Below are 18,011 nucleotides of genomic sequence, written 5' to 3'. Positions count from 1 at the left end.
CGTCCAGCGTTTCGTGATCTGCCGCCCTACCCCTTTCGCAAGTAGCTCACCAGGCGGTCGATCACAGGCGCGTTCCGTGGCGTGACAAGGCTGACCAGGATGGCCGCGGCAAAGCCCGCCGGAACGCCGAATGCCCCAGACGCAATCGGGTCCACGCCGAACCACCGGTCGCCGAAAATCCCGGTCATGCGGGTAAAGAACGGATAGTTGACGAATATGTAGTAGACCGAGATGCCAAGCCCCGCGGCCATGCCCGCTACCGCGCCGGCGGCGGTGGTGCGGCGCCAGAAGATGCCCAGCACCAGTACCGGGAAGAAGCTGGAGGCTGCCAGTGAGAAGGCAGCGCCGACCAGGAACAGGATATTGCCAGGACGCAGGGAGGTGACGTACGACGCGAACAGCGCCACCCCTAGCAGCACGATCTTGGCCGTGGTGACGCGCCGCTGGTGGCTCGCCTGGCGGTCGACCATGTGATAGAAAACGTCGTGCGACAGGGCATTGGCGATTGTCAGCAACAAGCCGTCCGCGGTGGACAGCGCGGCCGCCAGCGCGCCGGCGGCGATCAGCCCGGATATCACGTAAGGCAGCCCGGCAATCTCCGGCGCCGCCAGCACGATCATGTCGGGCTGCAGCAGGATTTCCGCCCATTGCACGATGCCGTCGCCATTGACGTCGCGCAGGGCGAACACAGGCGGATCGACCTTGCGCCACTGCACGACCCACTGCGGCAGCTCGGCATAAGGCGTGCCGACCACATGCTGGAAGAACTCGTATTTGACCAGTGCCGCCAGCGTGGGGGCTGAGACGTATAGCAAGGCGATGCAGAGCACGGCCCACGCCACGGAGTTGCGCGTTTCCTTCACCGAGGGCGTGGTGTACAGGCGCGTGAGAATGTGCGGCAGGCTGGCAGTCCCCACCATCAGGCAGAACACCAGCAATACGAAATTCAGCCGCTTGTTCCCGCGCTCGTGTTCCGAGGCCGAGGGATAGGGCTCGGTCGATGGCGTGGAAGGCTGGCTGCGCGCGAGCGCGTCTTCGCGCATCTGGTTCCACTGCTGCTTCGCGGCGGCCGCATCGGCGGGGAATTCGATGCGTTCACGTTCTACCGCCTTGATCTCCCGCAGCGGCGCATTGCGCCCGCGCAAGTCCCGAAGCCGCGCGTCGAGCGCGTCGCGCTCTTCGGCGAACGATTCCGGCAACCGCGCGATGCGGTCCTGCATCTGGATGGCCTGCTGCCGGTAGTACTCTCGTACTGCCTGCTCGGCCGGCTCGCGCTCGAGTTGCCGCTCGCGCTGGTCCAGCTGTGACAGCAGCGGGCCATAGCTCAGTTGCGGCACGACTTCCTGATGGTGCTTCCACGCAATCATCGAAACCGTGACGAGGAAGGCGACAATCATCATGATGTACTGCGCCACCTGGGTCCATGTCACCGCGCGCATGCCGCCCAGGAACGAGCAGACCAGGATGCCGGCCAGCCCGAAGAATATGCCGACCGCGAACTCCACGCCGATAAAGCGCGTGACCACGAGGCCTACGCCCTGGATCTGCGCGACCAGGTAGACAAACGAGCACAGCGATGCCGCCAGTACCGCGATGGCGCGCACCGGCAGATTGCCGCCCGGCTTGCCATTGCCGTAGCGCGCCGCCAGGAAATCGGGAATGGTATAACCCCCGTACTTGCGCAGATACGGCGCGAGCAGGAACGCGACCAGGCAATAGCCGCCGGTCCACCCCATCACGTAGGCCAGGCCTTCATAGCCGGACGCGAACAGGATGCCCGCCAGACCGATGAAAGATGCCGCGCTCATCCAGTCGGCCGCGATCGCCATGCCGTTGAACATGGCGGGCACGCGCCGCGCGGCCACGTAGTATTCGTTGAGATCCGAGGTGCGGCAGATCAGGCCGATGCAGGCGTAGATCGCGATCGTGATAAAGAGAAAGACATAGCCGAGCCAGAGCGCATCGGCATTGGATTTCTCTAGCAGCCCCATCATGCCGACGAAGCCGAACAAACCCAGCGTGAACAGGCCGTAGTACAGCATCAGCCGGCGGCGGAAACGCGACTGGGCGTCGGGCATAGGCAGAGCGGTCTGGCAGTTGAGGGGGAACGACAGTGAAGAACCCGCCGGCGCGTTGAGCGCGGCGGCGGGTTCGGTCGGGCTGGGCGCTACCGGATGATCCGGTTACTGCGCCTGCTTGAGTTGATCAAGGATTGCGGGATTTTCCAGCGTGGAGGTGTCCTGCGTGATTTCCTCCCCCTTGGCCAGCGAACGCAGCAGACGCCGCATGATCTTGCCCGAGCGCGTCTTCGGCAGGTTATCACCGAAGCGGATGTCCTTCGGCTTGGCGATCGGGCCGATTTCCTTGGCCACCCAGTTGCGCAGCTCCGTGGCGATTTTCTGCGCCTCGGCATCCGACGGACGCGCGCGCTTGAGCACCACGAACGCACAGATCGCCTCGCCAGTGGTGTCATCCGGACGGCCCACCACCGCGGCTTCGGCCACGATCGGGTTGGCAACCAGCGCCGACTCGATCTCCATCGTGCCCATGCGGTGCCCCGACACGTTCAGCACATCATCGATGCGGCCCATGATGGTGAAGTAGCCCGTCTCCTTGTCGCGGATCGAGCCATCGCCGGCCAGGTAGAGCTTGCCGCCCAGCTCTTCGGGGAAATAGCTCTTCTTGAACCGTTCCGGATCGCCCCAGATGGTGCGGATCATCGCCGGCCAAGGGCGCTTGACCACCAGGATGCCGCCCGCGCCATTCGGTACATCCTGCCCGGTCTCGTCGACAATCGCCGCCATGATGCCCGGCAGCGGCAGCGTGCACGAACCCGGCACCAGCGGCGTCGCGCCCGGCAGCGGCGTGATCATGTGGCCCCCGGTCTCGGTCTGCCAGAAGGTGTCGACGATCGGGCAGCGCTCGTTGCCGATGTTCTTGTGGTACCACATCCACGCTTCGGGGTTGATCGGCTCGCCCACCGTGCCGAGCAGGCGCAGGCTCGACAGGTCATACTGCTTCGGGTGGATCTTCTCGTCGGCCTCGGCGGCCTTGATCAGCGAGCGGATCGCCGTCGGCGCGGTGTAGAAGATGCTGACCTTGTGGCGCGCGATCATGTCCCAGAAGCGGCCGGCATTCGGATAGGTCGGCACGCCTTCGAAGATGATCTGGGTCGCGCCCGCGGCCAGCGGACCATAGGCGATGTAGGTGTGGCCGGTGACCCAGCCGATATCGGCGGTGCACCAGAAGAGATCGTCGGGCTTGATGTCGAAGGTCCACTGCATCGTCATCAGCGCCCACAGCAGGTAACCGCCGGTGCTGTGCTGCACGCCCTTGGGCTTGCCGGTCGAGCCCGAGGTGTAGAGCACGAACAGCGGATGCTCGGCGCTCACGGGCACGGCCTCGCAGGTATCGGGCTGGCCGGCCGAGACGTCTTCCATCCAGCGGTCGCGGCCTTCAGTCCAGTTGACCTTGCCGCCGGTGCGGCGATAGACGATCACGTGCTTCACCGCCTCGCAGTCACCAAGCGCGAGCGCCTCATCGGCAATCGCCTTGAGCGGCAGCGCCTTGCCGCCGCGCATCTGCTCATCGGCGGTGATCAGCGCCACGGCGCCAACGTCCACCAGCCGCTCCTGCAGCGACTTGGCCGAGAAGCCGCCGAACACGACCGAATGCGTGGCGCCCAGGCGGGCGCAGGCCTGCATCGCCACGACGCCTTCGATCGACATCGGCATGTAGATCACCACGCGGTCGCCCGTCTTGATGCCGAGTGCCTTCAGTCCATTGGCAAAGTGGCAGACCCTGGCGTGCAGATCGCGGTAGGACACGCGCGTCACGGCGCCATCGTCAGCCTCGAACACAATCGCCGTCTTGTCGGCATTGCCGTTCTGCAGATTGCGGTCCAGGCAGTTGTACGAGGCATTGAGCTCGCCATCCTCGAACCACTTGTAGAACGGCGCATCGCTCTCGTCGAGCACCTTGGTGAACGGCTTGTTCCAGTGCAGCAGGGCGCGCGCGCGGCTGCCCCAGAAGCCCTCGTAGTCGCGCTCCGCCTCGGCACACAGCGCGTGGTAGGCATCCATGCCCGAGATCGTCGCTTGCCGGACGAAGGACTCGGGCGGATTGAAAACGCGATGCTCTTGCATCACCGATTCGATGGTGGACATAGGCGGGTCTCCTGGTATTTGACTGAACGGCTTGGCTGCCAAATTACGCGCGGCGGCTTACTTAAACCTGACGCTCCCCACGCTGCGGCATCGCCGCCGGAACTTTGCTGCAAAGCAATAAACCTGCGCGTCGGATGCCCAGCAAGGAATGTGCAGCCTTCTTCATTAGGCTAGCACAGCTATAATCCCCCGGCCCGATATTCGGGCGCCTGAGCGTCCACAGCGCGCCGACGCCGGTGTCTGCGGATCGCCCACACCCTGCCCGCACCCTGCCCGCACAAAGGGCTTCGTGCTCACTCCCGAGGCAGTATCCGTGTCCATCTACCCGTTCTTCCTGATCGCCTCGATGGCACTCGTCGGCAGCAACGTCGGCCTGGGCAAATCGATCATCGCGCATGTGCCGGTGCTGCTGTTCGCGCTGCTGCGCTTTGTCATCGCCATCGTCTGCCTGTCGCCGTGGTACCGGCCTGCGCGCATGCGCCAGGTGTCGCGTGCCGAATGGCGCAACCTGTTCCTGCAGGCGTTCTTCGGCACCTTCCTGTTCACGCTGCTGATGCTCAATGGCGTGCGCCTGACCAGCGCGATGGCCGCTGGCGTGATTACCAGCACCATCCCCGCGACGGTGGCTATCCTGTCCTGGCTGTGGTTGCGCGAACGGCTATCGCGCCGGACGGTGGCATCGGTGCTGCTGGCAGTGGCCGGCGTGGCCGTACTGAACGTGGCGCGCGGCAGTTCGCATGGCGCGGGCAGCGGAGGCAGCCAGGCCCTGCTCGGCAACCTGATGATCCTGGGTGCGGTGGTCTGCGAATCGACCTACGTCATCCTGTCGCGCCGACTGACGCAGACGCTGGCTGCCATCGAGATCTGTGCCTACACGCACCTGATTGGCGGCCTGCTGATGCTGCCGCTGGGCTTCATCCCCCTGCTCGACTTCGACCTGTCCACCGTGCCGATGCAAACCTGGCTCATGCTGCTGTGGTACGCATTGTCCGCGAGCGTGTTCTCGTTCTGGCTGTGGATGAAGGGCATCCGGCACGTACCGGCCCAGCTCGCGGGCGTATTCACGTCGGTGCTGCCGGTGGCCGCAGCCGCCTACGGCATCGTCTTCCTGGGCGAGACGCCAGGCTGGCCGCACGCCGTGGCACTGGGCTGCGTGCTGGGCGGCATCGTGCTCGCGAGCTGGCCGGGGCCGTTGGCCCGCCGGGGATTGCGGGACCCGGCCTGAAACGTTTCAGGAAGTGACAGGCATCGCAGCGCACAATATGGGCACGGTACAATCGAACGCTATTTCGATTGTCTTGTTACATAGACCTTTCTGCCCGATTGCCCATGGCCCAATCTTCGATGCGCCCCATCCCCCGCCTCATCTTTGCCTCGCGCTGGCTCCAGCTGCCGCTGTACCTCGGCCTGATCGTCGCGCAAGGCGTCTACGTCTATCACTTCATGGTCGAGGTGTGGCATTTGCTGTCGCACGTGACCGAGTACGACGAGAACAAGATCATGCTGGTGGTGCTGGGCCTGATCGACGTGGTGATGATCTCCAACCTGCTGATCATGGTGATCGTGGGCGGCTACGAGACCTTCGTCTCGCGCCTGGGTATCGACAACCACCCCGATGAGCCCGAATGGCTCGACCACGTCAATGCCGGCGTGCTCAAGGTCAAGCTATCGATGGCGCTGATCGGCATCTCGTCGATCCACCTGCTCAAGACCTTCATCGACGCGGAACAGCGCTCGACCCATACCATCATGTGGCAGGTGGCCATCCACCTCGCTTTCCTGTTGTCCGCCCTGGCAATGGCCTGGGTGGATCGCATGACTTCCCATCCGGTCAGCGTTCATATGGCGCCTGAAGCACACTAAGGCAGCGAACCACGCTGGCCTCACCCCGGACCGCGGCCTGGCGCCGCGGTTCTTCATTTGGGACACCGCCTACGTCGCCATGTGGCGAAAAAAGCATGCGGAACCTTGTGGACGCCTGTATGCAGGCGGGCAGAGCGCCCCGGCTCGGTGTATGATTTCGGGCTGTGTTTCACCGCTGCCACCCCCCACAAAATGACCGTCATCAAGCAAGAAGACCTCATCCAGAGCGTCGCCGACTCCCTGCAGTACATCAGCTACTACCATCCGATGGACTACATCACCAGCCTGGGCCGCGCCTATGAGCTGGAGCAGAGTCCCGCCGCCAAGGATGCGATCGCGCAGATCCTGACCAACAGCCGCATGTGCGCAGAAGGCAAGCGCCCGATCTGCCAGGACACCGGCATCGTCACGGTCTTCGTCAAGGTCGGCATGGACGTGCGCTGGGATGGCGCCACCATGAGCCTGACGGACATGATCAACGAGGGCGTGCGCCGCGGCTACACCCATCCGGACAACGTGCTGCGCGCCTCGATCGTCAGCCCGCCCGAAGGCGCCCGCAAGAACACCAAGGACAACACCCCGGCCGTGATCCACTACGAGATCGTGCCGGGCAACACCGTCGACATCCAGGTCGCGGCCAAGGGCGGCGGCTCGGAGAACAAGTCCAAGTTCGTGATGCTGAACCCGTCCGATTCGATCGTCGACTGGGTGCTGAAGACCGTGCCGACCATGGGCGCCGGCTGGTGCCCGCCGGGCATGCTGGGCATCGGCATCGGCGGCACCGCCGAGAAGGCCATGGTCATGGCCAAGGAATCGCTGATGGAGTCGATCGACATCCAGGACATCATCGCCCGCGGCCCGAAGGACTGGATCGAGGAGCTGCGCGTCGAGCTGTACGAGAAGGTCAACGCGCTGGGCATCGGCGCACAGGGCCTGGGCGGCCTGGCCACCGTGCTGGACGTCAAGATCATGGCCAGCCCGACGCACGCCGCGTCCAAGCCGGTCGCGATGATCCCGAACTGCGCCGCGACCCGCCATGCGCACTTCACGCTGGACGGCAGCGGCCCGGCCAAGCTCGAAGCGCCTGACCTGTCGCAATGGCCGAAAGTCGAGTGGGCACCGAACACCGAAACCTCCAAGCGCGTCGACCTGAACACGCTGACGCCGGAAGAAGTCGCCTCGTGGAAGCCGGGCCAGACCCTGCTGCTCAACGGCAAGATGCTGACGGGCCGCGACGCCGCGCACAAGCGCATCGCCGACATGCTGGCCAAGGGCGAGAAGCTGCCGGTGGACTTCAAGAACCGCGTGATCTACTACGTCGGCCCGGTCGATCCGGTGCGCGATGAAGCCGTCGGCCCGGCCGGTCCCACCACCGCCACGCGCATGGACAAGTTCACCGAGATGATGCTGGCCGAGACCGGCCTGATCTCGATGATCGGCAAGGCCGAGCGCGGCCCGGTGGCGATCGAGGCCATCAAGAAGCACAAGTCGGCCTACCTGATGGCCGTGGGCGGCGCCGCTTACCTGGTGGCCAAGGCGATCCGGGAAGCCAAGGTGGTCGGCTTCGAAGACCTCGGCATGGAAGCTATCTACGAGTTCGACGTCAAGGACATGCCGGTGACCGTCGCCGTGGATAGCGAAGGCACCTCGGTGCACAAGACCGGCCCCGCCGAATGGCAGGCCAAGATCGGCAAGATTCCGGTCGCGGCGCTGTAAGATTGCACGCCTGCATGAAAAAGCCGGGTCCTCCCCGGCTTTTTTCCACCCCCGCCTTTCCGCTTGCCCAACGTGAACCCCGCTCCCATCGGCGTCTTCGATTCCGGCCTTGGCGGCCTGTCCGTGCTGCGCGAGATCCGCGCATTGCTGCCGCAAGAGTCGCTGCTCTACCTGGCCGACTCGAAGTACGCGCCTTATGGCGAGAAGCCGGAGTCGTTCGTGCAGGCACGCACGCTGCAGGCCTGCGAATGGCTGCTGGCGCAAGGCTGCAAGGCGCTCGTCATCGCCTGCAATACCGCCACCGGCCATGCCGTGGAGCTGCTTCGCCAGGCGCTGGCAGTACCGATCATCGGCGTGGAGCCCGGCCTCAAGCCAGCCGCGGCGGCCAGCCGCAGCAAAGTGGTAGGCGTGCTTGCCACCGCCAATACGCTCAGGAGTGCCAAGTTCGCACGCTTGCTTGCATCACTGGACGGCGAAAGCCGGTTCATCTGCGAAGCCGGCCTGGGGCTGGTGCCGCTGATCGAGCAAGGCGACATCAATGGCCCGGACATACGCGGGCGGCTGGACAATTACCTGACGCCGATGCTGGAGGCAGGCGCCGACACGCTGGTACTCGGCTGCACCCATTACCCTTTCCTCTCCGACACCATCCGCGAGATGGTTGGCGACCAACTGGCCCTGGTCGATACCGGCAGTGCCATTGCGCGCCAGCTGGCCCGCAAGCTGGTGGAGCACGCGCTGGCGACCGCACCCGACGCCGTCCCGCAAGACCGCTTCGCCTCGACCAAGGATGCCGCCCACCTGCGGCAGATGGCGGCCACGCTGCTGCATATCGAGGCGCAGGCGGAAACGGTGGCGATCGAACCCGCCCCTGCTTTCTGACGCCTACTTCAGGAAGCCCAGCGGACGGTGCGCGCGCACGTCGGGCTTGACCGCGTGCTCGTGCCGCAATTGCGCGAGAAACTCTTCCGGCGTGAGCGAATCGCCGAGCAGCACGCACTGGCGCTTGACCGTGGCGAAGTCGCCGGGGGTCAGGCAGTCCATGGCGTCCAGCTCGTGCCGCATGGCGTCCGTCAGCAGGGCCTCGTCACCGTCCAGCGCTTCATCGACAAACATCGTGGCGCGCTGACCGGCCTTCAGCGGCAGGAAGCGGATCTTGAACGAGAACCTGCGCAAGGCGGCCTCGTCGATGCGGTCGAACAGGTTGGTGGTGCAGATAAAGATGCCGTTGAAGCGCTCCATGCCCTGCAGCATCTCGTTGACTTCCGATACCTCATAGTTGCGCACGGCCTGCTGGCGGCTTTGCATGAAGCTGTCGGCCTCGTCCAGCAGCAGCACGGCGCCGTCTTCCTCGGCCCGGGCGAACATGGCAGCAATCTGCTGCTCGGTCTCGCCCACGTACTTGCTCATCAGGTCCGAGGCGCGCCGGATCATCAGCGGCAGGTCCAGCGCCGCGGCAATATGCTCGGCCAGCGCGGTCTTGCCCGTACCCGGCGGACCATAGAAGCACAGCGTGCCACGCTGCCGCGCGCGCAGCGCCTCGATGATCTTGGCGACTTCGTAGCGTGTTTCGAGATGCAGGTTGTCGAGACGGTAGTGCGTCACGACCGGCCTGGCCTCGGCTTCCGGCCGCAGCCCCATGGCGCGGTCGGCATGTTCGAGCTGGCGCATGATCAGGGCCTCGACCGGCTCATCCACGTCCGGCCGCGCGAGCTGCACGAAGCGCGCGGCCGACTGTACCTGCGCCGGCGTCAGCGACTTGCGTCCCGCCAGCGCGGTGATGAATCCATCGCTGACGTCCAGCCCGCCCAGGTGCTTGCGGATGATGTTCTCGCGCACCAGTGGCGGCGGGATCTTCAGTTCCAGGTGGAACTGGAAGCGGCGCAAGTAGGCGGGGTCGATCTGCCGGATCGAATTCGAGATCCAGATCACAGGGACCGGGTTCTGCTCCAGCGTCTGGTTGACCCAGGCCTTGCCGTTCACCGAGGCGCGCGCGTCCTCCTGGCCAAACAGGCTCATCAGCTCGCGCGAGCTGCCAGGGAAAACGTCCTCGACTTCGTCGAACAGCAGCGCGGTACGCGGCCGTCCGCGCAGGAAGGCCTGCGACACCTGCAGCGATCGGTAGCGATCCTTGCCCGACAGGCTGTTGCCGTCGCGGTCCAGGCAGTCGACCTCGTACAGCTCGCAACCGGCCTCGCACGCCAGTAGCCGCGCGAACTCGGTCTTGCCAGTGCCGGGCGGGCCGTAGATCAGCACGTTCACGCCTGCGGCATGCTGGCGCGTGCCATTCGAAAGCAGTGCAGTGAGGTAACGAGCATCGGTCTCGACATGCGGATAGTCCGAAACCGCCAGCGTAGGCGGTGCGGCCGGGCGCGTGAACACCGCCATCATCTCGGCCTCATTGGCATAGTTGCCAAGCAGCACATGCAGCAGGCGGTCGGACAGGCGCATCAGGTCGCCGAGGTCGGTCACGCTGTTCTCGGGCAATGGCTGCTCGATCAGGTTCAGCGTCTCCAGGCGCGAGCCGGGCCGCAGCGAGGCGGCTACGTCCGCCGGGCTCGCGCCGGTCAGTCCGGACAGGATCTGGAATGCCTCCTGGCTGTGGGCCACCTTGCAGTCCACCATCACGGCGCGCAGGTCGCGCTTGTACTTGGCCAATGCAGCGAACAGCAACAGCTTGCGCTCGTGCTCGGGCAGGTCAAGCACATGGCTGAGCATGTCGATGTTGCGCACCAGCAGCACACGTTCGCCATCGAGCCGCGATGCGATCGCCGCAGCCGAGGCATCGAACACCGCAAACATATCCTTGGCATGGTGCTTGACGTACTCGTCGAGGTAGTAGAACAGGGCACTCTCGTCGAAAGCGCTGTTCCACTGGCCGTGGCGTTCCAGGAACTCCTCGGGCGTCAGGCGCCCCGCCCCTTTCCACGCGGGCATATCGGCGCAACGGGCAGACAGGAAGCGCTGCACGCGCAGCACGACACCATACGGCCACACCATCTCCTGGGCGCTGACCGTGAGCACGTCATTGATATTGCTGCGCAGATTGAAGCGCGGACCCAGCGCACAGACGACCCGCAAGGCAAACTGGGCGCACATCCAGTCCAGGGCCGAACTGGCCGAGATTCCCGGGCCGGGGCGCAGTATTTTCGCGCGGTCCTCGTCAGCAAAACGTGTGAAGTCCATGGCCTCATCCCCGTGCACCCGATTGCGACACCGCAACGGGCGTACCACCACGCTCGCAGTCTTTTTCCTATGCTAGCGCGCTTTGCGGCTTGCGGCCCATTCCGCAGGCCCCGCGACTGGCCAGTCTCTGTGCTACCGGCCACCCACTCGCAACGTTGTCTGGATTTGGGGGTATAACTGGCCTTCGGATAAATTTCCAGCTGCGACGCACAAATCACAACAAATAAGAATCATTATCGTTTATACTCGCAACCTGACACGCCGCCAGAGAGTGGCGCTCCCCGGCAAACCCTGTTGCAGGAGCGTTTATCATGGAATTGCTTGTTAGTTTGCTGGTCGGATGTGGTATCTCGCTGATCCTGTTCTATCGCAAGTGACTCTGTGCCGGCTGGCAGACTCTGTTGTTCACCTCATGTTCGATCAACGCTTCTTCAAGATTACGCTCGCCGTCCTGCTGTTCCACGCCGGCCTGCTTTACCTCATCCAGAGTGGCCTGGGCCGCAAGATGACCGAGGCGGTGATCGCCCCGGAGATCATCGCCCGCATCATTCCGCTTGAGCAGCCCAAGCCGCCCGCGCCCGCGCCGGAGCCACCCAAGCCCAAGACGGAAACGCCGCCCCGGCAGGTGAAGGTCACCACGCCGCGGCCGACGCCACCCCAGCCCAAGCCGGTTCCGCAACCGGTTGCCGCGCTGCCGCCGTCGCCCACTGCGATCGAAGCACCACCGACACCGCCGACGCCCCCTGCTGCTGCGGCACCCGCGCCCGAGCCGGCACCGGTCTCCGCCGCGCCGCGCGCCGTGGGCATCGGCGAGATCCAGTGCTCGCCGCCGCAGCCGAACTATCCGGCCCAGTCCCGCCGCATGGGCGAGACCGGCAAGACCGTGGTGCGCCTGACAACGGATGAATCCGGCAAGGTGGTCAAGACGTCCGTAGTATCCTCCAGCGGATCGTCCCGCCTGGACCAGGCTGCCGTGGACGCGGTCCAGCGCATGCGCTGCAAGCCGTACATGGACAACGGCCGCGCCATCGCCGTGACCGCGCAGCAGCCGATCGGCTTCGAACTCAACTGATCTCAACCTAACAACGAACTCACCAGGAACCAACATGCAGGACCTCGGACTTTCCCACCTCTGGTCGCAAGGCGATTTCGTCATGCGTGCGACGGCCATCATTCTGCTGATCATGTCGCTCTTGTCGTGGATCGTGATCCTTACGAAGGCGTGGGATCTGGTTCGCCTGAAGAAGATGGCGCATGGCGCGGAAAAGCGCTTCTGGCACTCGGACGACTTCGAACATGCCCTGGAAACGCTGGGTGCCAGCGACGCCAACCCGTTCCGCACGCTGGCCATCGCCGGCAAGGACGCCGCCCAGCACCACCGCGCCAGCCAGCCGCAGCTGCATGACGTCATGGATATTTCCGACTGGCTGACGCGTTCGCTCAAGAGCTCGATCGACGACGCTGTGGCACACATGCAGTCGGGCCTGGCGGTGCTGGCTTCGGTGGGTTCCACGGCGCCGTTCGTGGGCCTGTTCGGCACGGTGTGGGGCATCTATCATGCACTGATCGGCATCGGCGCCTCGGGCGTGCCGACGATCGACAAGGTCGCCGGGCCGGTCGGTGAAGCACTGATCATGACGGCGTTCGGCCTGGCCGTGGCCATTCCGGCAGTGCTCGGCTACAACGCGCTGACGCGCGGCAACAAGTCGGTCATCTCCAAGCTGAACCGCTTTGCCCACGACCTGCACGCCTACTTCGTGACCGGCGCCCGCGTCCGCCCGACCGGCGCCCGAGCCGAAGACAACGCCGTGCGGCTCGCTGCGGCACGGCAGTAACACCACCGCATCAAGGAAGTCATCATGGCATTTGGCACCCTCGACGACGATGACGAGGTGATGAGCGAAATCAACATGACGCCGCTGGTCGACGTCATGCTGGTACTGCTGATCATCTTCATCATCACGATCCCGGTCATCAATCATGCGGTGAAGATCGATCTGCCGCGCGCAAGCAATACGCCGAACGATTCCAAGCCGCAGAGCATCAACGTCTCGATCGATGCCCAGGGCAAGGTCTACTGGAACCAGACCGAGGTAGACGATGCCGCGCTGGCGAACAACATTGCCCTGGCCGCCCAGCAGGAGCCGCAGCCTGAACTGCACCTGCGCGCGGACCGCGAGGTACGCTATGAGCGCGTGGCCGAGGTCATGGCCGCCGCACAGCATGGCGGGCTGGGCAAGATCGGCTTCATCACGGAACCGAAACAGTAGGCATGGTCTGACCTTGCTATGCAAAAAAAGGCATCCCGCGGGATGCCTTTTTTCTTTGGCAGTATCGCTGGGCCAAGTATGTAACGATTGGTCGCCACCGTTGAAATGATAACGGTTCTCATTTATGATCATCCCATCGCAAGCACGGCCCCGGTGACGTCGCCCGGCGTGCGAGCCAATCCCTCATTGCCGAACGGAGCCAGATAATGAGCACCCTTTCCCTGCCGCTGTCGCAACCCCGTGAAGTTACCCGCCGCCGCCTGTCGCTGCGGCGCGTGGAAGTTGCCCCTCAGGGCCGGCGCGATACACCTGCGTCATCAGCGCTCGAATCCGTGAAATCCGCTGTGGCGGCCATTCCCGCCCGCCTGGAGGCCCTCGTTCGCGAGAGCCGTCCGAATGCGCCTGCGGGCGAGCCTGTCGCACTGGAAACCATCATGCGTGGTGCCACGACGCTGCCGATCCGCCATAACGGCGAGATCTACACACTGCGCGTCACGCGCTACGGCAAGCTGATCCTGACGAAGTAAGGGAATGACACGGCGCCGGCACTGCAGTGCGGGCCGTCACAAGACGTGAGAGGGTGGCCGGCCGAACGGCCTGCCGATGGCAGTATCGCGTTTGCCAGCCCCGCAGCCAGCTGCGGGACTTCCGGCGAAACGGATCAGAGGCCCAGCGCGGCAATTCCGGCACGGGCGATCTGGGCGTCTTCGGTCGACTTGACACCCGATACGCCTACCGCACCGACGACCTGCTCATTGCAGACGATGGGCACGCCGCCTTCCAGCATGCCCTGCAGCGTCGGGGCAGTCATGAAGGAATAGCGGCCGTTGTTGATCATGTCTTCGTAGACCTTCGATTCGCGTCGGCCCAGGGCCGAAGTGCGGGCCTTCTCCGTCGCGATATAGGCCGAGATCGGTGCAGTGCCGTCCAGGCGCTGCATGGCGAGCATGTGGCCACCATCGTCCACCACCACGATCGAGACAGCCCACTGGTGCGCCTTTGCCTCGGCCTCTGCTGCGGCCATGATCTTTTTCACGTCTTCTGCCGTCAGCACGGTCTTCTGCTGCATACCACTCTCCTGATGTTCATACGGTGTGAGGCGGAAGTATAGCGCCGCGCAAATGTCACAGTCACCGCGCCGGGCGCGTTGGCAAGGGTCAAACACAATTGCCAAAAACAACATGACCCGCACGATAGGCGGGTCAGGTTGCAGATCAGTCGACGTCGCGAGACGCCGGGAGCTGGTATGCGTCAGGCGCCGTCGGTAAACGGATCCGGTTTGCTGGTGCGGGCACCGTCGGTGAACGGATCAGGCTTGGTGATCCGGGCGCCATCGGTATAGGGATCGGTCTTGCCGACGCGCGCGCCATCGGTGAACGCATCAACCTTGCCGACCTTGGCACCATCCAGGAACGGATCGACCTTGCCCGTGCCGGCAAACGACGGCAGCGACACAGCGGAAAGCGCCGCCAGGGCGGCGGCTGCCGCCAAACTACGCTTGATGTTCATGAGAGATTCCCCTTTATCTCAGTGACAGACAGGCGCCGCGCGGGACACGATCTCTTCGTATGACATCGCGGCGCCACACATGCAGTTTAGGGGAAAACCCTAATACGAACATCAACAAGCCTTTGAGCAGTCTATTCAGAAAATTTGACCACGGACGGCGTAGGGAACTTGCCAGGAACGGCCTGTCACCTACCTCAGGCGAACCGAACAAAACAAAAGAGCCCCGAATCGGGGCTCCTTCTTTCAAAAACCTTCCTGCCTGTCAGCGCCAGTGGCCATGACCGTGGTAGCCACGGGGGCCGTAGTACGGACGCGGGCCATAGTAGCGCGGGCCGTAATAACGCGGACCCGGACCGTAGTAGCGCGGACCGTAGTACACAGGAGCCGGCGCGTAGTACACCGGAGCCGGCGCCACCACGACCGGCGGTGCGGGCGGATAGTACACCGGAGCCGGAGGATAGTAAGCCGGCGCGCCGATAACCACGCCAGGCACACCGATCGCAACGCCAACACTCACATGGGCCATTGCCGCACCCGACGCAAGGCCAGCGACGATACCGAATGCTGCGAGCCACCAACGTTTCATTTCCTGCCCCTCTGTCCCGGATTTCCTGATGACTCTATTTTAGTGGCTCGGAACTTTCCGAGTGCAACGGCGCCCACGACATTGTTACGAGCCGTAACAGAAGAATCACTTTTGCTGTCTTTTGCTGGAAAACGGGCTTTGCGGAGAAGTCCTGGCAGCCCGCACTTGCATCCCGGATGCGCAGCCACCACAATGTTGGGCTTTCCGCGCGGCCGTGGAGAAATTGGTAGACTCAGCAGACTTAAAATCTGCCGCCCTTACGGGCTTACGGGTTCGAGTCCCGTCGGCCGCACCAGGCTGGCTGCGGCCGACGCCTCATCCCGCCCTTCCGCTCAGGCCATCAGGTAGCAGAGCGAAGCCCCGCCGACCATCAGGAAGACAAAGAGCACACCAGCCAGGGCGAGCGGCTTGCGCCCCGCGCGCAGCAGGTCGCCGATCCGCGTGTGCAGGCCGATGGCCAGCATGGCGCAGGCAAGCATCCAGTTGTCCAGAGCGATCAGGCCACCCTTCCATTCCTGCGGGACGGCGCCGGCAGAGTTCACTGCCATCACAGCCACGAAGCCGACGGCAAACCACGGCACCGACTTCAGCAGGCCACTCAGGCGCGGAGTACCGCCCTGGGCCTTGGCATCCTTGTTCGGCCACAGGGCCATCACCAGCAGCACCGGGCCGAGTGCCAGCACACGTACCATCTTGGCCACCACGGCGGCGTCTGCGGTGGTGTCGCCGATCATCTTGCCCGCTGCAATCACCTGTGCAACTTCATGCAGCGTCGCGCCGGTGAAGATGCCGAACATGCGCTCACTGACATTCCAGTGCCATGCGCCCGTCACCAGCTCGAACAGGTACGGATAGAGCAGCATGCCCACGGTACCGAACAGCACGACCGTGGCCACGGCAACCGCCGTCTGCTTGTCGTCGGTACGCACCACGGAAGACACCGCGATCGCCGCGGCTGCGCCGCAGATGGCGCTCCCCGAGCTGACCAGGATAGCTTCGCGGCGGCTCAGGCCGAATACTTTTGTACCGATCAACGTACCGAACAGGAGCGTGCCGAGCAGCATGGCAAGCGGTACCACGATGCCGGGCAGGCCGAGCGCGGCGATCGATGCAAACGTCAGCCGCAATCCGTACAGGGCCACGCCAAGACGCAGCAGGTAGTGGCGCGCAATCTGCATGCCGGGGGCCAGCGGTTGCAGCCAGTGCTTGGGCAGCGTGTTGGCTGCGACCATGCCGGCACACATCGCCAGCGTCAGCGCACTGAGGCCATAGCGCGAAATGGCTGGATGGTCGGCCAGGACCATGGCCAGCCACGCCACGCCCCCCAGGGGCAGCAAAGGCAGCAGGCGCTGGTGCCAAGGCAGCACGGCGGCTGAAGAAACCGCCTGGGCGGAGTTGGTAGCGGACACGGATGACATGGCGGCAGGGGGTTTTGATTAGGTGTATGAAGCGTACCCCGCCCCCTTTAATCTGCAAAACGGGTAATATCGGTATGAATTACCTGAAATGTCGATATGGATCAGCGACCCCTTCGCCTGACGTTGCGCCAGCTGCAGGTCTTCGTCTCTGTGGCACAACACGGCAGTACGGTTGCGGCTTCGGACGCCCTCTCGATGTCCCAGTCGGCCGTCAGCGCCTCGCTGGCGGAACTGGAACGTGCGCTCGACGGGCCTCTGTTCGATCGCGTGGCACGGCGCCTGAGCATCAACGAGACCGGGCGACAGTTCTTTCCGCGCGCCTTGTCGCTGATCGACCAGGCACAGGAGCTTGAGCGGTTCGCGACGCAAACCGGGGTGCAACTGCGCATTGCCGCCAGCAATACCATCGGCAGCTATATCCTGCCGGCGCTGATGGCGGGCTTCCGCGCCTCCCAGGGCGGCCCATGCCAGCTGGACTTGCGAATCGGCAATACGCGCGACGTATTGCGCTCGCTGCTGCAGTTCGATGCCGACATCGGGCTGGTCGAAGGCGCGAGCCATGAGCGCGAACTGCGCAGCATGCCGTGGTGCGACGACGAGATGGTCGTAGTGGTTGGCCCCTCCCATCCGCTTGCGGCCGCGAATGCGCCGCTCGATGGGTTGCGCGATGCCGAATGGATCGTGCGCGAACCCGGATCCGGCACGCGAGAGATCATTGAGGAAAGACTGATGCCGCTGCTTGGCGAGCTGCGTTTCGCACTGGAACTCGGCAACGCGGAGGCCATCAAGCGCGCGGTGATGAGCGGCTTCGGCGTGAGCTGCCTGTCGCTGCACGTGGTTCGCGATGAACTGGAACGCGGCACGCTGGTGGCGGTGCGACAGGGCCTGCCTCGTATCGTCCGTCCGCTGCAATTGGTGGTGCACCAGGACAAGTTCCCGACACGTGGGCTGTTAGCCTTTACCGAATATCTGCGGGTCACCTCCAAACAGGTTGGCGCACAGGCATAGACGATGCACAAACGAAAACAGCGCCCGATGGGCGCTGTTTTCCTCAACTGGAGGCGGAGGTCGGAATCGAACCGGCGTACACGGCTTTGCAGGCCGCTGCATAACCACTCTGCCACCCCGCCAGGTGACGTGCTGCTGGATTGTATCCGCATTCACCAAACGCTGCCTGGCAGCGCCTGCGGTTACCAACCCAAACAAAAAGGGAAGCGCTGCTTCCCTTCGGGGATGGAGCGGGAGACGAGTCTCGAACTCGCGACCTCAACCTTGGCAAGGTTGCGCTCTACCAACT

At 64.2% G+C, this 18,011-nt stretch carries 16 protein-coding genes and 2 tRNA genes; 10 read left to right on the top strand and 8 right to left on the bottom strand.

Annotation, left to right across the window (positions count from 1 at the left end):
* Window positions 1–26 precede the first annotated feature (26 nt).
* On the bottom strand, window positions 27–2,078 hold the full coding sequence (locus tag AC3FNH_RS12880; RefSeq protein WP_276099952.1) for a sodium:solute symporter family protein: 2,052 nt from the start codon (window positions 2,076–2,078) through the stop codon (window positions 27–29).
* 105 nt (window positions 2,079–2,183) lie between these two features.
* Window positions 2,184–4,166, bottom strand: a complete 1,983-nt coding sequence (gene acs / locus AC3FNH_RS12875) for an acetate--CoA ligase (RefSeq protein ID WP_488720303.1) — start codon at window positions 4,164–4,166, stop codon at window positions 2,184–2,186.
* A 313-nt stretch (window positions 4,167–4,479) separates the two neighbouring features.
* On the opposite strand from acs, the gene AC3FNH_RS12870 reads away from it, so the two are divergent.
* The 4 genes from AC3FNH_RS12870 to murI all read left to right on the top strand — a co-directional run bounded on the left by AC3FNH_RS12870 (window position 4,480) and on the right by murI (window position 8,627).
* Window positions 4,480–5,391, top strand: coding sequence for a DMT family transporter (locus AC3FNH_RS12870; RefSeq protein ID WP_276099950.1), 912 nt, complete (start codon window positions 4,480–4,482; stop codon window positions 5,389–5,391).
* 104 nt (window positions 5,392–5,495) lie between these two features.
* On the top strand, window positions 5,496–6,029 hold the full coding sequence (locus AC3FNH_RS12865) for a TIGR00645 family protein (RefSeq protein WP_276099949.1): 534 nt from the start codon (window positions 5,496–5,498) through the stop codon (window positions 6,027–6,029).
* 192 nt (window positions 6,030–6,221) lie between these two features.
* Complete coding sequence (locus AC3FNH_RS12860) at window positions 6,222–7,745, top strand: fumarate hydratase (protein WP_276099948.1); 1,524 nt, start codon at window positions 6,222–6,224, stop codon at window positions 7,743–7,745.
* A 72-nt stretch (window positions 7,746–7,817) separates the two neighbouring features.
* Window positions 7,818–8,627, top strand: a complete 810-nt coding sequence (murI, locus tag AC3FNH_RS12855) for a glutamate racemase (protein WP_488720302.1) — start codon at window positions 7,818–7,820, stop codon at window positions 8,625–8,627.
* Between the two features lie 3 nt (window positions 8,628–8,630).
* Here murI and AC3FNH_RS12850 read toward each other — a convergent pair whose 3' ends face one another.
* Window positions 8,631–10,931, bottom strand: a complete 2,301-nt coding sequence (locus tag AC3FNH_RS12850; RefSeq protein ID WP_488720301.1) for an AAA family ATPase — start codon at window positions 10,929–10,931, stop codon at window positions 8,631–8,633.
* Window positions 10,932–11,343: 412 nt separating this feature from the next.
* Between AC3FNH_RS12850 and AC3FNH_RS12845 the strand changes: the two genes are divergently transcribed.
* From AC3FNH_RS12845 to AC3FNH_RS12830, 4 genes are all read left to right on the top strand, one after another.
* The gene (locus AC3FNH_RS12845) at window positions 11,344–12,003 is read left to right on the top strand and encodes an energy transducer TonB (RefSeq protein WP_276099945.1); all 660 of its coding nucleotides are present in this window, start codon (window positions 11,344–11,346) and stop codon (window positions 12,001–12,003) included.
* A gap of 34 nt (window positions 12,004–12,037) precedes the next feature.
* On the top strand, window positions 12,038–12,766 hold the full coding sequence (locus tag AC3FNH_RS12840; protein WP_488720300.1) for a MotA/TolQ/ExbB proton channel family protein: 729 nt from the start codon (window positions 12,038–12,040) through the stop codon (window positions 12,764–12,766).
* A 24-nt stretch (window positions 12,767–12,790) separates the two neighbouring features.
* On the top strand, window positions 12,791–13,201 hold the full coding sequence (locus AC3FNH_RS12835; protein WP_276099943.1) for an ExbD/TolR family protein: 411 nt from the start codon (window positions 12,791–12,793) through the stop codon (window positions 13,199–13,201).
* A 206-nt stretch (window positions 13,202–13,407) separates the two neighbouring features.
* Entirely contained in the window at window positions 13,408–13,728 is a 321-nt protein-coding gene (locus AC3FNH_RS12830; protein WP_276099942.1) for a hemin uptake protein HemP, read from the top strand.
* 134 nt (window positions 13,729–13,862) lie between these two features.
* Here AC3FNH_RS12830 and AC3FNH_RS12825 read toward each other — a convergent pair whose 3' ends face one another.
* From AC3FNH_RS12825 to AC3FNH_RS12815, 3 genes are all read right to left on the bottom strand, one after another.
* A complete protein-coding gene (locus tag AC3FNH_RS12825; protein WP_211949045.1) occupies window positions 13,863–14,270 on the bottom strand; it encodes a heme-binding protein in 408 nt (135 codons plus the stop codon).
* Window positions 14,271–14,452: 182 nt separating this feature from the next.
* Window positions 14,453–14,710, bottom strand: a complete 258-nt coding sequence (locus AC3FNH_RS12820) for a hypothetical protein (protein ID WP_488720299.1) — start codon at window positions 14,708–14,710, stop codon at window positions 14,453–14,455.
* A gap of 262 nt (window positions 14,711–14,972) precedes the next feature.
* On the bottom strand, window positions 14,973–15,296 hold the full coding sequence (locus AC3FNH_RS12815; protein ID WP_276099940.1) for a hypothetical protein: 324 nt from the start codon (window positions 15,294–15,296) through the stop codon (window positions 14,973–14,975).
* 208 nt (window positions 15,297–15,504) lie between these two features.
* On the opposite strand from AC3FNH_RS12815, the gene AC3FNH_RS12810 reads away from it, so the two are divergent.
* A tRNA-Leu gene (locus AC3FNH_RS12810) sits at window positions 15,505–15,591 on the top strand.
* A gap of 37 nt (window positions 15,592–15,628) precedes the next feature.
* Here the strand turns inward: AC3FNH_RS12810 and AC3FNH_RS12805 are convergent.
* Window positions 15,629–16,714, bottom strand: coding sequence for a YeiH family protein (locus AC3FNH_RS12805; RefSeq protein ID WP_276099939.1), 1,086 nt, complete (start codon window positions 16,712–16,714; stop codon window positions 15,629–15,631).
* Between the two features lie 96 nt (window positions 16,715–16,810).
* On the opposite strand from AC3FNH_RS12805, the gene AC3FNH_RS12800 reads away from it, so the two are divergent.
* Window positions 16,811–17,722: a LysR family transcriptional regulator gene (locus tag AC3FNH_RS12800; protein ID WP_488720298.1), complete on the top strand. Its 912-nt coding sequence runs from the start codon at window positions 16,811–16,813 to the stop codon at window positions 17,720–17,722.
* A 48-nt stretch (window positions 17,723–17,770) separates the two neighbouring features.
* Here AC3FNH_RS12800 and AC3FNH_RS12795 read toward each other — a convergent pair.
* Window positions 17,771–17,844: transfer RNA gene (locus tag AC3FNH_RS12795), tRNA-Cys, on the bottom strand.
* Between the last annotated feature and the right edge of the window lie 167 nt (window positions 17,845–18,011).

Source organism: Cupriavidus sp. 22TCCZM01-5, assembly GCF_057798915.1.
The sequence above is the reverse complement of the archived record's forward strand: the minus strand, read 5'-3'. Positions and strand labels throughout refer to the sequence as shown.

Coding starts and splice junctions, on each gene's coding strand:
- AC3FNH_RS12880 (WP_276099952.1), bottom strand. CDS start 2,078: ATGCCCGACGCCCAGTCGCGTTTCCGCCGCCGGCTGATGCTGTACTAC.
- acs (WP_488720303.1), bottom strand. CDS start 4,166: ATGTCCACCATCGAATCGGTGATGCAAGAGCATCGCGTTTTCAATCCG.
- AC3FNH_RS12865 (WP_276099949.1), top strand. CDS start 5,496: ATGGCCCAATCTTCGATGCGCCCCATCCCCCGCCTCATCTTTGCCTCG.
- AC3FNH_RS12860 (WP_276099948.1), top strand. CDS start 6,222: ATGACCGTCATCAAGCAAGAAGACCTCATCCAGAGCGTCGCCGACTCC.
- AC3FNH_RS12850 (WP_488720301.1), bottom strand. CDS start 10,931: ATGGACTTCACACGTTTTGCTGACGAGGACCGCGCGAAAATACTGCGC.
- AC3FNH_RS12845 (WP_276099945.1), top strand. CDS start 11,344: ATGTTCGATCAACGCTTCTTCAAGATTACGCTCGCCGTCCTGCTGTTC.
- AC3FNH_RS12840 (WP_488720300.1), top strand. CDS start 12,038: ATGCAGGACCTCGGACTTTCCCACCTCTGGTCGCAAGGCGATTTCGTC.
- AC3FNH_RS12835 (WP_276099943.1), top strand. CDS start 12,791: ATGGCATTTGGCACCCTCGACGACGATGACGAGGTGATGAGCGAAATC.
- AC3FNH_RS12830 (WP_276099942.1), top strand. CDS start 13,408: ATGAGCACCCTTTCCCTGCCGCTGTCGCAACCCCGTGAAGTTACCCGC.
- AC3FNH_RS12825 (WP_211949045.1), bottom strand. CDS start 14,270: ATGCAGCAGAAGACCGTGCTGACGGCAGAAGACGTGAAAAAGATCATG.
- AC3FNH_RS12820 (WP_488720299.1), bottom strand. CDS start 14,710: ATGAACATCAAGCGTAGTTTGGCGGCAGCCGCCGCCCTGGCGGCGCTT.
- AC3FNH_RS12815 (WP_276099940.1), bottom strand. CDS start 15,296: ATGAAACGTTGGTGGCTCGCAGCATTCGGTATCGTCGCTGGCCTTGCG.
- AC3FNH_RS12805 (WP_276099939.1), bottom strand. CDS start 16,714: ATGTCATCCGTGTCCGCTACCAACTCCGCCCAGGCGGTTTCTTCAGCC.
- AC3FNH_RS12800 (WP_488720298.1), top strand. CDS start 16,811: ATGGATCAGCGACCCCTTCGCCTGACGTTGCGCCAGCTGCAGGTCTTC.